This is a genomic window from Ruegeria sp. BK1 (assembly GCF_056535645.1).
The window spans coordinates 2,254,417-2,268,496 of record NZ_JBQFIS010000001.1 but is presented as its reverse complement, the minus strand read 5'-3'; the positions used below and the strand labels follow the sequence as shown (position 1 = coordinate 2,268,496).

Sequence of the window (14,080 nt, the reverse complement as noted above, 5' to 3'; positions counted from 1 at the left end):
AGGCAGGATTTCGGTGGCATCCCGTTTACGTCGCGCAGCACTGGCTGTGCTGTTTACTTCTACCTTTGCCATTCCGTCACTCGCAGACACGGGGTCCGGGGCGTATCTTGCCGGGCGTCAGGCAATTTTCCAAAGCGATTACGCGGCGGCCGAGCAGTATTATTCCGAAGCGCTGCAGGCTGATCCCGAAAATAACCAACTTCTTGAAAGCGTGGTCGTGGCCCGCTTGTCGCTGGGCGAGATCAAGCGTGCCCTGCCTGTCGCTGAGGCGATAGAGGAGCGTGGCATGCCTAGCCAGGCGGCGCGCATGGTGATCGCTGCCAATATGGTCGCAGATGGCGCGTTGGACGAATTCCTGGAGCGCGACCCGGAAACGCAGGGTGTTGGGCCGCTGGTCGATGGTCTGATGATGGGTTGGGCCCATATGGGTCAGGGCGCGATGACCAACGCGATGGAACAGTTCGACCGGGTCTCGACCCAGGAAGGCCTGCGCGAATTCGCGATGTACCACAAGGCACTGGCGCTGGCTTCAGTCGGGGACTTCGAAGGGGCCGAGGCGATCTTTTCGGCGGATAACGATGCGGTCGCGCGGTTCACCCGCCGTGCCGCGTTGGCCCGAACCGAAGTATTGTCGCAATTGGACCGCAACGAAGATGCGTTGCTTTTCCTCAGCACAGTGTTTGCCGCCGGAAGCGATCCGTCCATCGAAGGGTATGAGGCGCGATTGGCCGCGGGCGAGACCTTGCCATTTACCCATGTCCGTACCCCGCAGGATGGCATGGCCGAGGTGTTCTTTTCCGTCGGTGCCGCGCTTAGCAGCGAAGCCGCCCAAACCTATGTACTGCTATATGCGCAGGTCGCCGCGTTCCTGCGCACAGACCATGTCGACGCGATCTTGCTGACGGCTGAACTGTTGGATGCGTTGGAGCAATATGATCTGGCGGTTCAAGCTTATAGCCGGGTTCCCGCTGACAGCAGCGACTACCATGCCGCCGAACTGGGTCGGGCCGAGGTTCTAAGCCGGGCAGGCAAAACCGATGCCGCGGCCGAAGTGTTGCAATCCCTCGCCGCGCAAAGCCCGGATTTGCCCAGCGTGCATGTGGCATTGGCTGATTTGCAGCGGCGGCAAGAGGATTACGCTGAGGCCGTTCAGACATATGACAAGGCCATCGAACTGATCGAGGAAGGTGCGGGCAGCAATTGGTTCCTGCACTACGCCCGAGGCATCTCGCATGAGCGTCTCAAGCAATGGGATCAGGCCGAGGCCGACTTCCGCCGCGCGTTGGAACTGAACCCGGATCACCCGCAGGTGCTGAACTATCTGGGCTATTCGCTGGTCGAGCGGCAGGAAAAGCTGGATGAGGCGCTGGACATGATCGAACGCGCCGTGGCAGCCCGCCCGGACAGTGGCTATATCGTTGACAGCCTGGGCTGGGTTCTGTTCCGTCTAGGCCGCTATGACGAAGCCGTGGGCCATATGGAACGCGCGGTCGAGCTGATGCCGGTTGATCCGGTGGTCAACGACCATTTGGGCGATGTTTACTGGGCTGTTGGCCGCGCGCGCGAGGCTGAGTTCCAGTGGAAACGCGCCCTGTCCTTCATCGACCCCGAAGACACCGATGGTGAGGCTGACCCGGATCGCATACGCCGCAAGCTGGAAATCGGGCTGGACGCGGTTCTTGTCGAAGAAGGGGCCGAGCCGCTGAAGGTCGCCAATGAAGGCTGAGGCATTTGCCCCTGCCAAGATCAACCTGACCCTGCATGTGACTGGCCGCCGAGCGGATGGTTATCACCTGCTGGATTCGCTGGTGGTCTTTGCCGATGTGGGCGACAGCCTGCAGTTCACCCCGGGCAACGATTTGTCGATTGCTGTGACGGGTGAACACGCCGATGGCGTTCCCACGGACAACCGCAATCTGGTCTGGAAGGCCGCACAGGCAGCGGGCTGGACCGGGCATATCGACCTGAACAAGGTGCTGCCGCATGGAGGCGGCATTGGGGGCGGGTCCTCGGACGCGGCGGCGACGCTTCGGATGGCGGCAAAGCAGGGCAGGACAGTCTCGCCCGACGTGGCCTTGTCGCTGGGGGCCGATATCCCGGTCTGCGTCGCGGCTCAGGCCATGCGGATGCGGGGCATTGGGGGCGATCTGACACCCGCTTCGATGCCTTCTCTGCCAGCCCTGTTGGTTAACCCTTGCGTCGAAGTCCCCACCGGGCGCGTGTTCGCGGCATTGGAAAGCCGCGACAACCTGCCAATGCCCGCAGAGATCCCTGAATTTGAGACTGTCGAGCTCTGCGCCGATTGGTTGCGGGATCAACGCAACGACCTTGAACCGCCAACAACGGGCTTGGCTCCCGAAGTCGCCCGCGTTTTGGATGAACTTGATGGCACCAAAGGGGCCCTTATGGCCCGCATGTCAGGGTCGGGTTCGACCTGTTTTGCGCTTTACCCCACGATGAAAGACGCGCATTTCGCCGCTTATGAGATTGGCGCAGCCCATCCAAATTGGTGGTGCCGCGCGACTCAGCTTAATTGAGGCGCGAAACCACGTAGTCGGCCAAATCACGCAACAGCGTGCGGATCTCGTGGTCGGGCAGGGCGTCCAGCGATTCTTTGGCCTTGTTCGCCCAGCCAAAGGCATCCGCTCGCGTCGCTTCAAGCGTACTGTACTTGGCCATTAGGCCAAGGGCATGGTCCAGATCGCCCTCTTCCTGACGACCGCGCCCAATGGTGCGCTCCCAGAAGGCGTGTTCGTCGGGCGTGGCCTGTGCCACAGCTTTGATCACTGGCAGGGTCAGCTTACGCTCGCGGAAATCATCGCCCACATTCTTACCTGTGGCTGCGCTGTCGCCTTGGTAATCCAGCAGATCATCCGCAATCTGGAACGCAATCCCCAGCGCGTCGCCATAGTCATAAAGCGCCTTGACCTGTTCCTCGGTTGCGCCGGAAATTACGCCACCCACCTCGGTCGCGGCCGAGAACAGCGCCGCCGTCTTACCGCGCACAACCTGCAGGTAAATCGCCTCGGTCGTGCCCAGATCGGTCGCGGCGGTCATTTGCAGCACTTCGCCTTCGGCAATCGTGGCCGAGGCATTGGCCAGGATATCCAGGACCCGCAGCGATCCTGTCTCAACCATCAACTGAAAGCTGCGGGAGAACAGGTAATCACCGACCAGAACGCTGGATTTGTTGTCCCACAGAAGGTTCGCAGTAGGCCGCCCGCGCCGCTGGGCACTTTCGTCGACCACATCATCATGCAGCAGGGTTGCGGTGTGAATAAACTCGACCGTCGCGGCCAGACGCACGTGGTGATCTCCGGCATAACCAAACAGCCGCGCCGCCGCCAAGGTCAGCATCGGGCGCAGGCGTTTGCCGCCTGCTTCGACCAGATGCGCGGTGACTTCGGGAATGCGCGGCGCGTGTTCTGACGCCATGCGCGTGCGGATCAACTCATTGACCGCGCCCATCTCGCCCGTCAGGATTTCCGCCAAACGCTCATGCGGTTTTGTGACCGTGTCGATATTCATCACACCCTTGATACAAGGCTCGACATCCCAGTCGGCTTGCCCTTACATCCATCCCCATGAAAGAACTTTTGCGCAGCACTGATCCGACGATTCTGGCCTTTGCATCCGCTCTTCTTGAGGGCGAGGATATAGACTGCTTTCAGATGGACGTAAATATGAGCATCCTCGAAGGTGGTATCGGAATCTTCCCTCGCCGCTTGATGGTGCGCGCGGATGACCTGACCCGCGCCGAACGTGTCATGCACGACAATGATATCCCTTTGGGTCGATGACACTGTTTGCTGACGCCGACCTGACCCGAAATGACTTTTTGGGAGGACGTGTGCGCCTGCGGCAACCCCGTAAGGGGTATCGCGCAGGCGTGGACCCTGTTTTTTTGGCCGCATCTGTACCCTCAATGCCCGGCCAGACGGTTCTGGAATTGGGGTGTGGTGCTGGGGCCGCCGTTTTATGCCTGCTGGCGCGGGTGCCAGACCTGCAGGCTGTGGGGGTCGAATTGCAGCCTGCTTATGCTGATCTGGCGCGTCGGAATGCCGCTGAGAACGGCACCACGCTTGAGGTTTTTGAGGCTGATCTGACCGCTTTGCCGTCCGATCTCAAACAGCGCCAGTTCGATCACGTTATTGCGAACCCGCCCTATTATCGGGCCGGAGCGCACAGCCCTGCGGCGGATGAAGGCCGTAGCGCCGCATTGGGTGAAAACACGCCGTTGAACCTTTGGATCGAGACTGCGGCCAAACGCCTTGCCCCCCGGGGTTATCTGCACATGATTCAGAAAGCGGACCGGTTACCAGATATGCTGGCCGCCTGCGAGGGGTGCTTGGGGTCTGTCGAAGTATTGCCATTATCCGCCCGTGTTGGTCGACGTGCTGAACTGGTTATTCTGAGGGCTAGAAAGGGCGGAAAAGCCGCGTTTCAACTGCATGCCCCGCTGGTTCTCCATTCAGGTGAGCGCCATGAGGTAGACGGTGACAGTTACACTCCGCCAGTTTCGGCCGTATTGCGCGAAGGGGCTGGCTTGCCCGGATTTTCCAGCTGACAGGCATTAACCAGCCGATTTTGTCGGATTTGTTATATTTTCTATGCACCCGCAGCGTGACAGGGTGGAAACGATGTGCTCAACTTCTTACGTGAAACTCAGACATCAACAGAGGAGTACCGCCATGAGCGTGAGCGCACACCTGACCGAACTTAAGAAAAAGCACGAAAACCTCGGTCTTGAAGTTGAACAAGCACAACGCTCGCCTGGTATCGACGACCTTCACATTGCTCAGCTCAAAAAACAGAAGCTAAGGCTCAAGGAAGAGATTGAGCGATTGTCGAGTTAACGGCGCATACTGGCCCGGGCGGCAATTAAGGCGCCGCCAGTGATTAAAACGGCCGCGATCGCCAGACCCCAGCTTGGGGCGGCGATCCCGGCGACCACCAGAACAAGTGTAGACAGAAGCGGGGCCGCGTAAGATGACGTGCCCAGAATTTGAATGTCTCCCTGCTTGACCCCGATATCCCAGACATAAAACGCCAAGCCAACGGGCCCCAGCCCAAGAGCTATGACCGATCCCCAGCTCAGAATGGTTTCTGGCCAGACTGTCTCTTCAATGGCGATGTGCAAAAGGCCCGAGGCAACGGCCGTGGCCACACAGAACACAGCGACCGAACTGGTTGGCGTGTCGCCCAGACGACGCGACAGCACGGAATAGCCCGACCATGTCAGCGCGCACAGCAGTGCCAGTGCATAGCCAGGCAAATGTTCGGCCTGGAAACCGCTGCTACCCCCACCCGCGATGATCACGGCGGCCCCGGCGAAACCCAGACAGGCTCCGATCAAATGGCCGATCCGCAGATGTTCTCCGGGCAAGAGCCCCGAGAGCAGAACAATCAGCAGAGGCCACAGATAGGCGATCAGCCCGGCCTCTGCAGCAGGGGCCATTCGCAAAGCCGAGAAATACAGCGCATGATAGCCAAAAAGACCGATTGTCCCGAACAGATAGGTGGTCCAGGGGATTTCTCGAAGCTGACTCAACCCGCCTGTGGCCCATGTCCAAACCAATCCCAGCGTCCCCCCGATGGAAAAGCATAGGGCGTTCAGCAGCAAAGGCGGCGTGGGCGCGGACCCAACCGTAAAGAGGGCCAGCAGGGCCCAAAGCAGGACGGCGACAAAACCGATTCCTGTTGCGTGCGTTCTTGTCACGGTGCGGGTACCTCTTCCACAGGAATGATTTCGAACTCATCCGATAAGTGCGCAGTCTTTTCAATCTCGGACATGAACCAATCGCGGAATGCCGCAATCTGAGGTCTGCTTTCGGCCCCTTTCAGACACAGGAACCGGAATCGTCCCATGGTCTCGATTGCGACCTTGAAGGGGGCGACCAACCGGCCCTCTGCCAGATCCTTGATAATCATAGCCCTTCGACCGAGCACGACGCCCACTCCGGCAACTGCCGCGTCAATCGCATGATCCGCGTTGGAAAAATGCGCGCCGTGCTGTGGGTTGAAGTCTACCCCGACGGCCCGAAACCAGGTGGGCCAGTCAGACGGGGGCCGCAGAAACGCAATCGAGTCGTCAAAGATCAATGGCGCCTCCCGCAGGCTTTCAGGCGTTGGGAATTGTTCGGCCAAATCCGGGGTCATCACCGGGGTCAGCCATTCCTTGCGGACGGGCACGGAATACAGGCCCTCATCCCCGCCATAGCCAAAGCGGATCGCCACATCCACATCGTCCCGTTCGAGGTCCATGTTACGTAATGTGGCCGAGAACTTCAGGTCGATCTCAGGATGCGCCCGGGCAAAGTCATATAGTCGGGGAGCTAGCCATTTGGCCGTCAACGCCGGGCCCGCCGTAACGGTCAGACTGGTATCATTCCCTTGCCGCCGGGCGGCCTGCCACGCGGCTTGCAATGTGGCGAACCCGTCTGCCGCGCCAGGGGCTAAGGCGCGCCCAGCCTCTGTCAATTCCACCGCCCGATTGAGGCGACGAAACAGGGGGCGTCCCAGATGTTCCTCCAACGACTTAATCTGAAAGGACAGGGCTGCGGGCGTGACATGCAGTTCCTCAGCAGCCTTGGCAAAGGACATGTGACGGGCGGCGGCATTAAAGGCGCGCAAGGCGGTCAGCGGCGGAAGGTAGTCGCTCATAGGGCAAGAAATTCTTAATTGAGATCAGAAAAAAGCTCGTTTGTCGCTCTAGAAAATAAGCCTCATATTGATCTCAAGTCAAACAAAGCTGAACTGAAAGGATACTTGTCGTGATCGAGGCTACCTCCAGCCCCTCTGTCGCCCGCGCCTTTCGGCGTGCCCATTTCGAACGGTCCCGCGCGATCGGTGACTTGGTGAAGTGGCTATTTGGTTCCCGCTGAGCGCAGCGCGCGCGTTCTTACGGGATAAAAAAGGGCCGGTCATAGTGACCAGCCCTTTTTTGATTCTGAATTTGGGATCAGACGAAGAACTGCGCACCGTTGGCCGAAATGGTCGAGCCATTGATGAATTGCGAATCGTCCGATGCCAGGAAGGCCACGCAGCGTGCGATTTCTTCGGGCTCACCCAGACGTCCCGCCGGGATTTGGCCGATGATCGACTCGCGTACCTTTTCAGGCACAGCCATGACCATCTCGGTTGCGATGTAGCCGGGGCAGATGGCGTTTGCGGTGATACCAGCCCGCGCGCCTTCCTGTGCCAGCGACTTCACGATGCCCAGATCACCGGCCTTGGTCGCGGCATAGTTCACCTGTGCGAACTGACCTTTCTGACCATTGATCGAGCTGATGACGATGATGCGGCCGAACTTGCGCTCGCGCATGCCGGGCCAGACGGGGTGGACGGTGTTGAACACGCCGGTCAGGTTGGTGTCGATCACCTGATGCCACTGTTCCGGGGTCATCTTGTGGAACGGAGCGTCGCGGGTGATGCCCGCGTTGGCGACCACGATGTCGATGGGGCCAAGCTCGGCCTCAACCTTTTCGATACCCGCTTTGGATTCGTCATAATCAGCCACGTTCCACTTATATGTGGCGATGCCGGTTTCCTCGGTGAATTTTGCGGCCGCTTCGTCGTTTCCGGCATAGGTGGCTGCAACATTGTACCCTTCGGCTTTCAGCGCCTTGGAAATTGCTGCGCCGATGCCGCGGGAACCGCCGGTGACGAGTGCTGTACGTGCCATTTAGGCTTCCTCCAATTTAAGTCGTCTTGGTAATGCTGTTACTTTGATAGGTGGTCTTGCGCAATATTGTTTCGTCGAGAATCATCGAAACCCATAGGGCAATATCGTCGCATCTTTGGGTCAGCCCCAATGTAACAAAAAAGGGCGCCTGCGGGGCGCCCTTTCTATGTTCAGTGCTTAATAGCTTAGTCGCGCTCCACGCAGAGGGCGACGCCCATGCCGCCGCCGATGCAAAGGGTCGCCAGACCCTTCTTCGCGTCGCGGCGTTTCATTTCGAACAGAAGCGTGTTCAGAACGCGGCAGCCCGAGGCGCCGATCGGGTGGCCGATGGCAATTGCGCCTCCGTTCACGTTTACGATCGACGGGTCCCAACCCATGTCCTTGTTCACGGCGCAAGCTTGCGCAGCGAAGGCTTCGTTGGCCTCAATCAAATCCAGGTCGTCGACTGACCAGCCCGCTTTTTCCAGCGCTTTGCGCGAGGCATAGATCGGGCCAACGCCCATGATCGACGGGTCCAGGCCCGCCGTCGCATAGGAGGCGATCCGGGCCAGAGGTTCAATCCCACGCTTCTCGGCGTTTTCTGCCGACATCAAAAGGGTCGCCGCTGCGCCATCATTGAGGCCGGATGCGTTGGCCGCCGTGACCGAGCCATCCTTGGTGAAAGCGGGGCGCAGCTTGGCCATCGCCTCCATCGTTGCGCCGTGCCGGATATATTCGTCGCTGTCCATCACGATGTCGCCCTTGCGGGTTTTGATGGTGAAGGGCGTGATCTCATCTGCGAACTTACCAGCTTTTTGTGCGGCTTCGGCCTTGTTTTGGCTGGCGACGGCAAATTCATCCTGCATATCGCGGCTGATCTGCCATTTCTCGGCTACGTTCTCGGCTGTCTGACCCATGTGGTAGCCGTTGAACGCATCCCACAAACCATCGCGGATCATGGTGTCGATATATTTCATGTCACCCATCTTGTGACCGGCGCGCAGCGCGGCAGCGTGAGGAGACATGGTCATGTTTTCCTGACCACCAGCAGCGACGATTTCCGCATCGCCCAGTTGGATATGCTGCGCACCCAGTGCAACCGCGCGCAGGCCCGAACCGCAGACTTGGTTGATCCCCCAGGCCGCGCTTTCCTGTGGAAGACCCGCATTGATATGCGCCTGACGCGCTGGGTTCTGACCCTGTGCCGCAGTCAGAACCTGGCCCATGATGGTCTCGCTGACCTCACCCTTTTCGATCCCAGCGCGTTCGACGACGGCTTCGAGAACGGCGGTACCCAAATCATGCGCGGGTGTGTTTGCGAACGAGCCACCAAAACTGCCGACGCCTGTGCGTGCTGCGGATGCGATTACTACGTTGGTCATTAAGACAATCCTTTACCGTCAAGGTTCTGTGGGAAACGTGACGGCGCAGGCGATAGGGAAAGGCCCTTATCGATTCAGAGCGCCTCATGATCCCCCGCTCCAACTGTCCATGGAATAGCGCAATGCTGCACATGCAGCAACGGTCAGCTTGTCTCAGGCCGAAGTTGGGTAATGCCGCGCGGGTCAACCCGCTGATTGTTCAATGTTCTTTGCTGTCCATGGCGCCGATACGCTGGGTGCGCCGAACAAGAAACCCTGAAGGCAATCGACGCCATTTGCGACAAGAAACTCTGCGTCTTCTTTCCTTTCGACCGATTCGGCAGTGACAAGAATCTCAAACTCGCGGGCGACGGCGATCAGGGCGCGGACCAGGGCCTGATTGTCCCGGTTGGCGGCAATGCCGCGTACGAACTGGCCGTCGATCTTGGCGGCATCGAACAGAAACTCTCGGAAATGGCGGAAACTGAAATTGCTGGCGCCGAAGTCGTCCAGCGCAAAGGCAATACCGCGCGGTTGCATCCGATCCATGAAATCCATCACCAGATCGGGCAGGGTCATCGCCGAGCTTTCCGAAATCTCAAGGATCAGGCGGTCGCCGATGCTGGTGTCTTTCTTCAAGAACCGCTCCAGCACGCGGGACCATCGCGCGAAGCCGATCGAGCGCGCGGACATGTTGATGGACAGGCGGATATCGGGGTGTCGGGCCAGTGTGCGCAACCCCATCTCTAAGGCAATACAGTCCAGTTCCCGACCGATAGGCGTGTTTTCCAACTGTGGCATGAAATCTCGCGCGGGAATTACCCGGCCGGTTTCGTCCAGTACCCGGATGAACCCTTCGTAGAAGGCGACGCCGTGCGGCGCGTCGGCCTGCATCACCGGCTGAAAGGCCAGCTTGCATTGTCTGTGCTTCACGGCGTCCGAGGCCATTTGAACCGTTGAGGCATCGCGCGATGTCACAGCCGCGTCCAAAGGGCTGTCCGACCCTTCGGGCAAATCTGCCAGGTGTTTGTCCGCCATGATTGCCTTGCCTTTTGTCGCTTTAGGTCAAGGTTGGATTTCAGACGAAACTTGTGAATTTGAGGTTAATGAGGGTGCGATTGCCGACTAACGAGCAACCTCCCAGGCACGACCGACCGTAATCGCCGCCCCGATGACTGCGCCTGCAAATCCCAGAGCCATCATAATGAAACCAAACGCGATAAGAGGCGCTGCACCGCCGCTGAGCGCGGACAACATGGCCACGACCAGACCCGCCAATCCCAGAAAGGTCGAAAGGGTCGTGATGCGGGTCATATCAGATCTCCGGGTTAAGCGGCTGCGTATCAATGTGATATGGACCGCTCGGATCGGTATTCAAGAAACGAAACCGTGTGGATCGGCGGATTTAAGCCTGTTCTGCCTGCGATTTGGGCAGGTCGGCCCGGAAATGCTCGAATCCGGGCGTTCCGCGATCTTCGGGGTGCAGGGCGATGTGCTTGGCTTTGATCTGTTGGGAGTTGTCCCGGCTTCCATCGTGGCTATACCCCGGTGGGGCAAAGCAATAGGCCAGACGCTGGCGTAGGGTCAGGCCCGGTTGCGAGGCATCGCGCCAGATCCCGACCCATTCGTGAAACGCCACGCGCAACGGATTGAATGTGCCGATATTGTGGACCAGTCCGAAATCTACGCGGTCATCCTCCTGCTCGGGGACGAAGGTCCCGAACATCTTGTCCCAGATGATGAAGACACCGGCATAGTTGCAGTCCAAGTAGCGCGCATTGCGGCCATGATGGGCGCGGTGGTGGCTGGGGGTGTTCATCACCGCCTCGAACCAGCGGGGCATCTTGCCGATGGCTTCGGTGTGGATCCAGAACTGATAGATCAGGTTCAGACCGCCCACGAACAGAACCATGGCCGGGTGGAACCCCAACAATATCAAGGGTGCGCGCACGACCATCATGAAAGTGAAGGTATAGGTCCAGGTCTGTCGCAGCGCGGTCGTCAGGTTGTAATGCTGCGAGCTGTGGTGGTTCACATGGCTGGCCCAGACCCAGCGGATGCGATGGCCGAACCGATGCACCCAGTAATACCGCAGGTCATCCAACACAAAACACAGGACGATGACGGGGATCGAGGTGCCCAGATCCAACGGAGTGATCTGCCACAGCCACATGAAGAACGCATAGGCGATGAACCCCAGCAGCAGGCCCGAAGCGATATTCCCCGCGCCCATGATCAACGAGGTTACAGCATCGCGTGTCTCGTACCGGCCACCTTTGCCTTTGACGGCTATCCAAAGAAACTCGGCCAGAATCGCAGCGATGAAAAAGGGGACGGCCCACTGAACGGCATCCGGAAAGGTGACTTGGTCGGTCATGCGGGCTCCATCAGGTTGTGCCAGTGCTGGCGCTCGGTGTCATCGAGGTGGATCAGGACGCGGGGCGTGCCGAAGTCGTGAAAGCGGACCTCGAACCCTTTGGGGTGGTCCAGCCAATCGAAATCCAGAAGGTGTCGCGCGACCGTGTCGGCTCCGAAAGACCAAACAAGACCGTTGCCCGCAGGTGTGCGGATCAAAGCCGTATGGCCGTCATTGGTGATTGTTACATCAACAACCTCGTCGCCGGGTACATGTCGCAACCAAGCGGCTTTTGCGACGTCCGGGGTTAGCTGCGTGACACGAGACTTGCCCGCAAGATGCATCATCAAGGTGATCCCCGCGATCCCCCCGATCACCAGAACCAGCAATATTCCAAGCGGCATGACCATCCTCCCGCAGGACAGAGTGCAAGTCGGCTGCGGCAGTGTCAAAGGTGGCGTTGCGTAAGCCTTTCGCAGAAAACGACCGGCCCGCGAGGCACGGACCGGTTACTGCATTTTTAAAGTCGACTGCGATCAGCTTTCGCCGCCCACCAATGCGCCGACAATCGCCTTGGCACTGTCCGAGTTCCATTCGGCATCGCCGATCAGACGGGCAATCTCGTCTCCGTTGGGATCAAGGATCACAGTAATCGGCAGGGCAATCACGCCGAATTCCCGCGCCACAGCCGAACCGGGATCCTGATGGCGGGGCAAGTTGTCGATACCGGTTTCGTCGAAGAACTTCTTGATACCGGCAGGTGAGTTACGGCCAGTGGCAAGTGTCACAACCTCGAACTTGTCGCCGCCGAACTCTTCCTGAAGCTCAGCGATCTGGGGCATTTCCTTTCGGCAAGGCGCACACCACGTGGCCCAAAAGTTCACCAGAACATATTTGCCTTTGTAATCGGCCAGTGTCGCTGTACCGCCGTCATCTTCCAACTGAAACTCAACAGTGGCCTTGGGCTTGGGCTCTTTGTGCAGGATCAGCCGTTTCAACGTGCCTTCGCGCAATGGCTTAAGAGTTTCTATATCTGCGGCCAAAGCCGCATTTGCACCCAGCGCAAGGGCCATATAAAGGGGGATCAGACGAAATAGGCGCATATCAACTCCGGGTTTTCTTACATGACCGATCAATCCTCGAACCAGATGTGGGGCGGCCGCTTTGCCGCCGGTCCAGACGCGATCATGGAGGCAATCAATGCCTCGATCGGGTTCGATCAGCGGATGGCAGCCCAGGACATCGCAGGCTCGCGCGCCCATGCCGCCATGTTAGCGGCCACAGGCGTCATAAGTGATAGTGATGCGCAGGCTATTCGGGAAGGGCTGCTCACAGTCTTGTCAGAAATCCAGTCCGGTTCGTTTCAGTTTTCGACGGCGCTGGAAGACATCCATATGAATGTCGAGGCGCGCCTGAAAGCGGTGATCGGAGAGCCCGCGGGTCGTTTGCACACAGGGCGTTCGCGAAACGATCAGGTCGCGACTGATTTTAAACTGTGGGTGCGTGATCAGTTCGATGCGGCCGAAACCGGCCTGCTGGCGCTGATCCGGGCGTTGTTGACACAGGCCGAGGCTGGGGCCGATTGGGTCATGCCCGGATTTACCCACTTGCAAACGGCGCAGCCCGTCACATGGGGTCATCACATGATGGCTTATGTCGAGATGTTTGGCCGCGACCTCTCCCGTGTCCGTGACGCCCGCGCGCGGATGAACGAATCTCCCTTGGGCGCTGCTGCGCTTGCGGGCACGTCTTTCCCTATCGATCGGGACATGACCGCCCAGGCGCTGGGCTTTGACCGCCCAGCCGCGAACTCTCTTGATGCGGTCAGCGACCGAGATTTTGCTTTGGAATTCCTGTCCACCGCCTCGATCTGCGCAGTTCACCTGTCGCGTTTTGCCGAGGAACTGGTGATCTGGTCCTCGGCCCAGTTCCGGTTTGTGACGCTGTCGGATCGCTTCTCGACCGGTTCGTCGATCATGCCGCAAAAGAAAAACCCCGATGCGGCCGAGCTGATCCGCGCCAAAGTTGGCCGTATCTACGGCGCGAACACCGCGCTGATGATGGTGATGAAGGGCTTGCCGCTGGCCTATTCCAAGGACATGCAGGAAGACAAGGAACAGGTCTTTGACGCTGCCGACAACTGGATGCTGGCGCTGGCGGCGATGGAGGGCATGGTCAAGGATATGTCTGCCAACCGTGACAGTTTGGCGGCTGCGGCAGGGTCAGGTTTCTCGACGGCGACCGATCTGGCTGACTGGCTGGTAAGGGTGCTGGGCCTGCCGTTCCGCGATGCGCATCACGTCACCGGATCGCTTGTTGCCATGGCCGAAGCCCAGGGCTGCGACCTGCCTGATCTGACCCTTGAGGACATGCAATCGGTTCACGCTGATATCACCGACGATGTCTATTCTGTCCTTACGGTCGAAAATTCGGTAAACTCGCGTCAATCCTTTGGCGGCACGGCACCCGATCAGGTGCGGGCCCAGATCAAGCGGTGGAAGGCGCTGGTGTGATGCGGATTTTACGTGTGGTGCTTTTGGTCTCGGCTGGTGCGGTGCTGGCCGGGTGCGGTGCGGATGGCGAGCCGATCCAACCCACCATGAGCGCCAATATCGGCGTCGGCAGCAGCGGCACCTATGGCGGCGTTGGTGTCGGGTTGCGTAAAGGCGGTCTGGGCGTGTTCCTGGGGCTGTAATTAAT

General features: G+C 59.2%; 17 protein-coding genes. 7 read left to right on the top strand and 10 right to left on the bottom strand.

The window, feature by feature from the left end; all coding sequences use genetic code 11:
* Positions 1–13: 13 nt before the first annotated feature.
* Positions 14–1,726, top strand: a complete 1,713-nt coding sequence (locus ACR3E7_RS11385; protein WP_480504470.1) for a tetratricopeptide repeat protein — start codon at positions 14–16, stop codon at positions 1,724–1,726.
* Positions 1,716–2,537, top strand: coding sequence for a 4-(cytidine 5'-diphospho)-2-C-methyl-D-erythritol kinase (locus ACR3E7_RS11380; protein WP_480504471.1), 822 nt, complete (start codon positions 1,716–1,718; stop codon positions 2,535–2,537). The genes ACR3E7_RS11385 and ACR3E7_RS11380 overlap by 11 nt, the downstream gene beginning before the upstream one ends.
* On the opposite strand, the gene ACR3E7_RS11375 is transcribed toward ACR3E7_RS11380, so the two are convergent.
* Entirely contained in the window at positions 2,530–3,528 is a 999-nt protein-coding gene (locus ACR3E7_RS11375; RefSeq protein WP_170784952.1) for a polyprenyl synthetase family protein, read from the bottom strand. The genes ACR3E7_RS11380 and ACR3E7_RS11375 overlap by 8 nt on opposite strands.
* A gap of 56 nt (positions 3,529–3,584) precedes the next feature.
* Between ACR3E7_RS11375 and ACR3E7_RS11370 the strand changes: the two genes are divergently transcribed.
* The 3 genes from ACR3E7_RS11370 to ACR3E7_RS11360 all read left to right on the top strand — a co-directional run bounded on the left by ACR3E7_RS11370 (position 3,585) and on the right by ACR3E7_RS11360 (position 4,856).
* Entirely contained in the window at positions 3,585–3,800 is a 216-nt protein-coding gene (locus ACR3E7_RS11370; protein ID WP_170353555.1) for a putative signal transducing protein, read from the top strand.
* A complete protein-coding gene (locus tag ACR3E7_RS11365) occupies positions 3,797–4,567 on the top strand; it encodes a tRNA1(Val) (adenine(37)-N6)-methyltransferase (RefSeq protein WP_480504472.1) in 771 nt (256 codons plus the stop codon). The genes ACR3E7_RS11370 and ACR3E7_RS11365 overlap by 4 nt, the downstream gene beginning before the upstream one ends.
* A 124-nt stretch (positions 4,568–4,691) precedes the next feature.
* A complete protein-coding gene (locus ACR3E7_RS11360; RefSeq protein ID WP_170353553.1) occupies positions 4,692–4,856 on the top strand; it encodes a YdcH family protein in 165 nt (54 codons plus the stop codon).
* Here the strand turns inward: ACR3E7_RS11360 and yddG are convergent.
* From yddG to ACR3E7_RS11315, 9 genes are all read right to left on the bottom strand, one after another.
* Positions 4,853–5,719: an aromatic amino acid exporter YddG gene (yddG, locus tag ACR3E7_RS11355; protein WP_480504473.1), complete on the bottom strand. Its 867-nt coding sequence runs from the start codon at positions 5,717–5,719 to the stop codon at positions 4,853–4,855. The two genes, ACR3E7_RS11360 and yddG, sit on opposite strands and share 4 nt — an antisense overlap.
* A complete protein-coding gene (locus ACR3E7_RS11350) occupies positions 5,716–6,663 on the bottom strand; it encodes a transcriptional regulator GcvA (protein ID WP_480504474.1) in 948 nt (315 codons plus the stop codon). Before ACR3E7_RS11350 ends, yddG begins: the two co-directional genes overlap by 4 nt.
* A 298-nt stretch (positions 6,664–6,961) precedes the next feature.
* Complete coding sequence (gene phbB, locus ACR3E7_RS11345) at positions 6,962–7,684, bottom strand: acetoacetyl-CoA reductase (protein ID WP_480504475.1); 723 nt, start codon at positions 7,682–7,684, stop codon at positions 6,962–6,964.
* Between the two features lie 185 nt (positions 7,685–7,869).
* Positions 7,870–9,045, bottom strand: coding sequence for an acetyl-CoA C-acetyltransferase (locus ACR3E7_RS11340; RefSeq protein ID WP_170772589.1), 1,176 nt, complete (start codon positions 9,043–9,045; stop codon positions 7,870–7,872).
* Between the two features lie 183 nt (positions 9,046–9,228).
* The gene (locus ACR3E7_RS11335; RefSeq protein WP_480504476.1) at positions 9,229–10,062 is read right to left on the bottom strand and encodes an EAL domain-containing protein; all 834 of its coding nucleotides are present in this window, start codon (positions 10,060–10,062) and stop codon (positions 9,229–9,231) included.
* A gap of 87 nt (positions 10,063–10,149) precedes the next feature.
* Positions 10,150–10,338, bottom strand: a complete 189-nt coding sequence (locus ACR3E7_RS11330) for a hypothetical protein (protein WP_170784944.1) — start codon at positions 10,336–10,338, stop codon at positions 10,150–10,152.
* Between the two features lie 91 nt (positions 10,339–10,429).
* Positions 10,430–11,401 carry a sterol desaturase family protein gene (locus tag ACR3E7_RS11325; protein WP_480504477.1) on the bottom strand — a complete coding sequence of 324 codons (972 nt, stop codon included), beginning with the start codon at positions 11,399–11,401 and terminating at the stop codon, positions 10,430–10,432.
* Complete coding sequence (locus ACR3E7_RS11320; RefSeq protein ID WP_480504478.1) at positions 11,398–11,784, bottom strand: hypothetical protein; 387 nt, start codon at positions 11,782–11,784, stop codon at positions 11,398–11,400. The genes ACR3E7_RS11325 and ACR3E7_RS11320 overlap by 4 nt, the downstream gene beginning before the upstream one ends.
* A 132-nt stretch (positions 11,785–11,916) precedes the next feature.
* Entirely contained in the window at positions 11,917–12,483 is a 567-nt protein-coding gene (locus tag ACR3E7_RS11315; protein ID WP_170789713.1) for a TlpA disulfide reductase family protein, read from the bottom strand.
* Positions 12,484–12,504: 21 nt separating this feature from the next.
* On the opposite strand from ACR3E7_RS11315, the gene argH reads away from it, so the two are divergent.
* Positions 12,505–13,893 carry an argininosuccinate lyase gene (argH, locus tag ACR3E7_RS11310; protein WP_480504479.1) on the top strand — a complete coding sequence of 463 codons (1,389 nt, stop codon included), beginning with the start codon at positions 12,505–12,507 and terminating at the stop codon, positions 13,891–13,893.
* On the top strand, positions 13,893–14,075 hold the full coding sequence (locus ACR3E7_RS11305) for an argininosuccinate lyase (protein ID WP_170772579.1): 183 nt from the start codon (positions 13,893–13,895) through the stop codon (positions 14,073–14,075). Before argH ends, ACR3E7_RS11305 begins: the two co-directional genes overlap by 1 nt.
* Positions 14,076–14,080 lie beyond the last annotated feature (5 nt).

Excerpts from the sequence above, each read along its gene's own strand:
- ACR3E7_RS11380 (WP_480504471.1), top strand. The coding sequence starts at position 1,716 with ATGAAGGCTGAGGCATTTGCCCCTGCCAAGATCAACCTGACCCTGCAT.
- ACR3E7_RS11320 (WP_480504478.1), bottom strand. The coding sequence starts at position 11,784 with ATGCCGCTTGGAATATTGCTGGTTCTGGTGATCGGGGGGATCGCGGGG.
- ACR3E7_RS11325 (WP_480504477.1), bottom strand. The coding sequence starts at position 11,401 with ATGACCGACCAAGTCACCTTTCCGGATGCCGTTCAGTGGGCCGTCCCC.
- argH (WP_480504479.1), top strand. The coding sequence starts at position 12,505 with ATGACCGATCAATCCTCGAACCAGATGTGGGGCGGCCGCTTTGCCGCC.
- ACR3E7_RS11305 (WP_170772579.1), top strand. The coding sequence starts at position 13,893 with ATGCGGATTTTACGTGTGGTGCTTTTGGTCTCGGCTGGTGCGGTGCTG.
- phbB (WP_480504475.1), bottom strand. The coding sequence starts at position 7,684 with ATGGCACGTACAGCACTCGTCACCGGCGGTTCCCGCGGCATCGGCGCA.
- ACR3E7_RS11315 (WP_170789713.1), bottom strand. The coding sequence starts at position 12,483 with ATGCGCCTATTTCGTCTGATCCCCCTTTATATGGCCCTTGCGCTGGGT.
- ACR3E7_RS11375 (WP_170784952.1), bottom strand. The coding sequence starts at position 3,528 with ATGAATATCGACACGGTCACAAAACCGCATGAGCGTTTGGCGGAAATC.
- ACR3E7_RS11370 (WP_170353555.1), top strand. The coding sequence starts at position 3,585 with ATGAAAGAACTTTTGCGCAGCACTGATCCGACGATTCTGGCCTTTGCA.
- ACR3E7_RS11360 (WP_170353553.1), top strand. The coding sequence starts at position 4,692 with ATGAGCGTGAGCGCACACCTGACCGAACTTAAGAAAAAGCACGAAAAC.
- ACR3E7_RS11330 (WP_170784944.1), bottom strand. The coding sequence starts at position 10,338 with ATGACCCGCATCACGACCCTTTCGACCTTTCTGGGATTGGCGGGTCTG.
- ACR3E7_RS11350 (WP_480504474.1), bottom strand. The coding sequence starts at position 6,663 with ATGAGCGACTACCTTCCGCCGCTGACCGCCTTGCGCGCCTTTAATGCC.
- ACR3E7_RS11340 (WP_170772589.1), bottom strand. The coding sequence starts at position 9,045 with ATGACCAACGTAGTAATCGCATCCGCAGCACGCACAGGCGTCGGCAGT.
- ACR3E7_RS11365 (WP_480504472.1), top strand. The coding sequence starts at position 3,797 with ATGACACTGTTTGCTGACGCCGACCTGACCCGAAATGACTTTTTGGGA.
- ACR3E7_RS11335 (WP_480504476.1), bottom strand. The coding sequence starts at position 10,062 with ATGGCGGACAAACACCTGGCAGATTTGCCCGAAGGGTCGGACAGCCCT.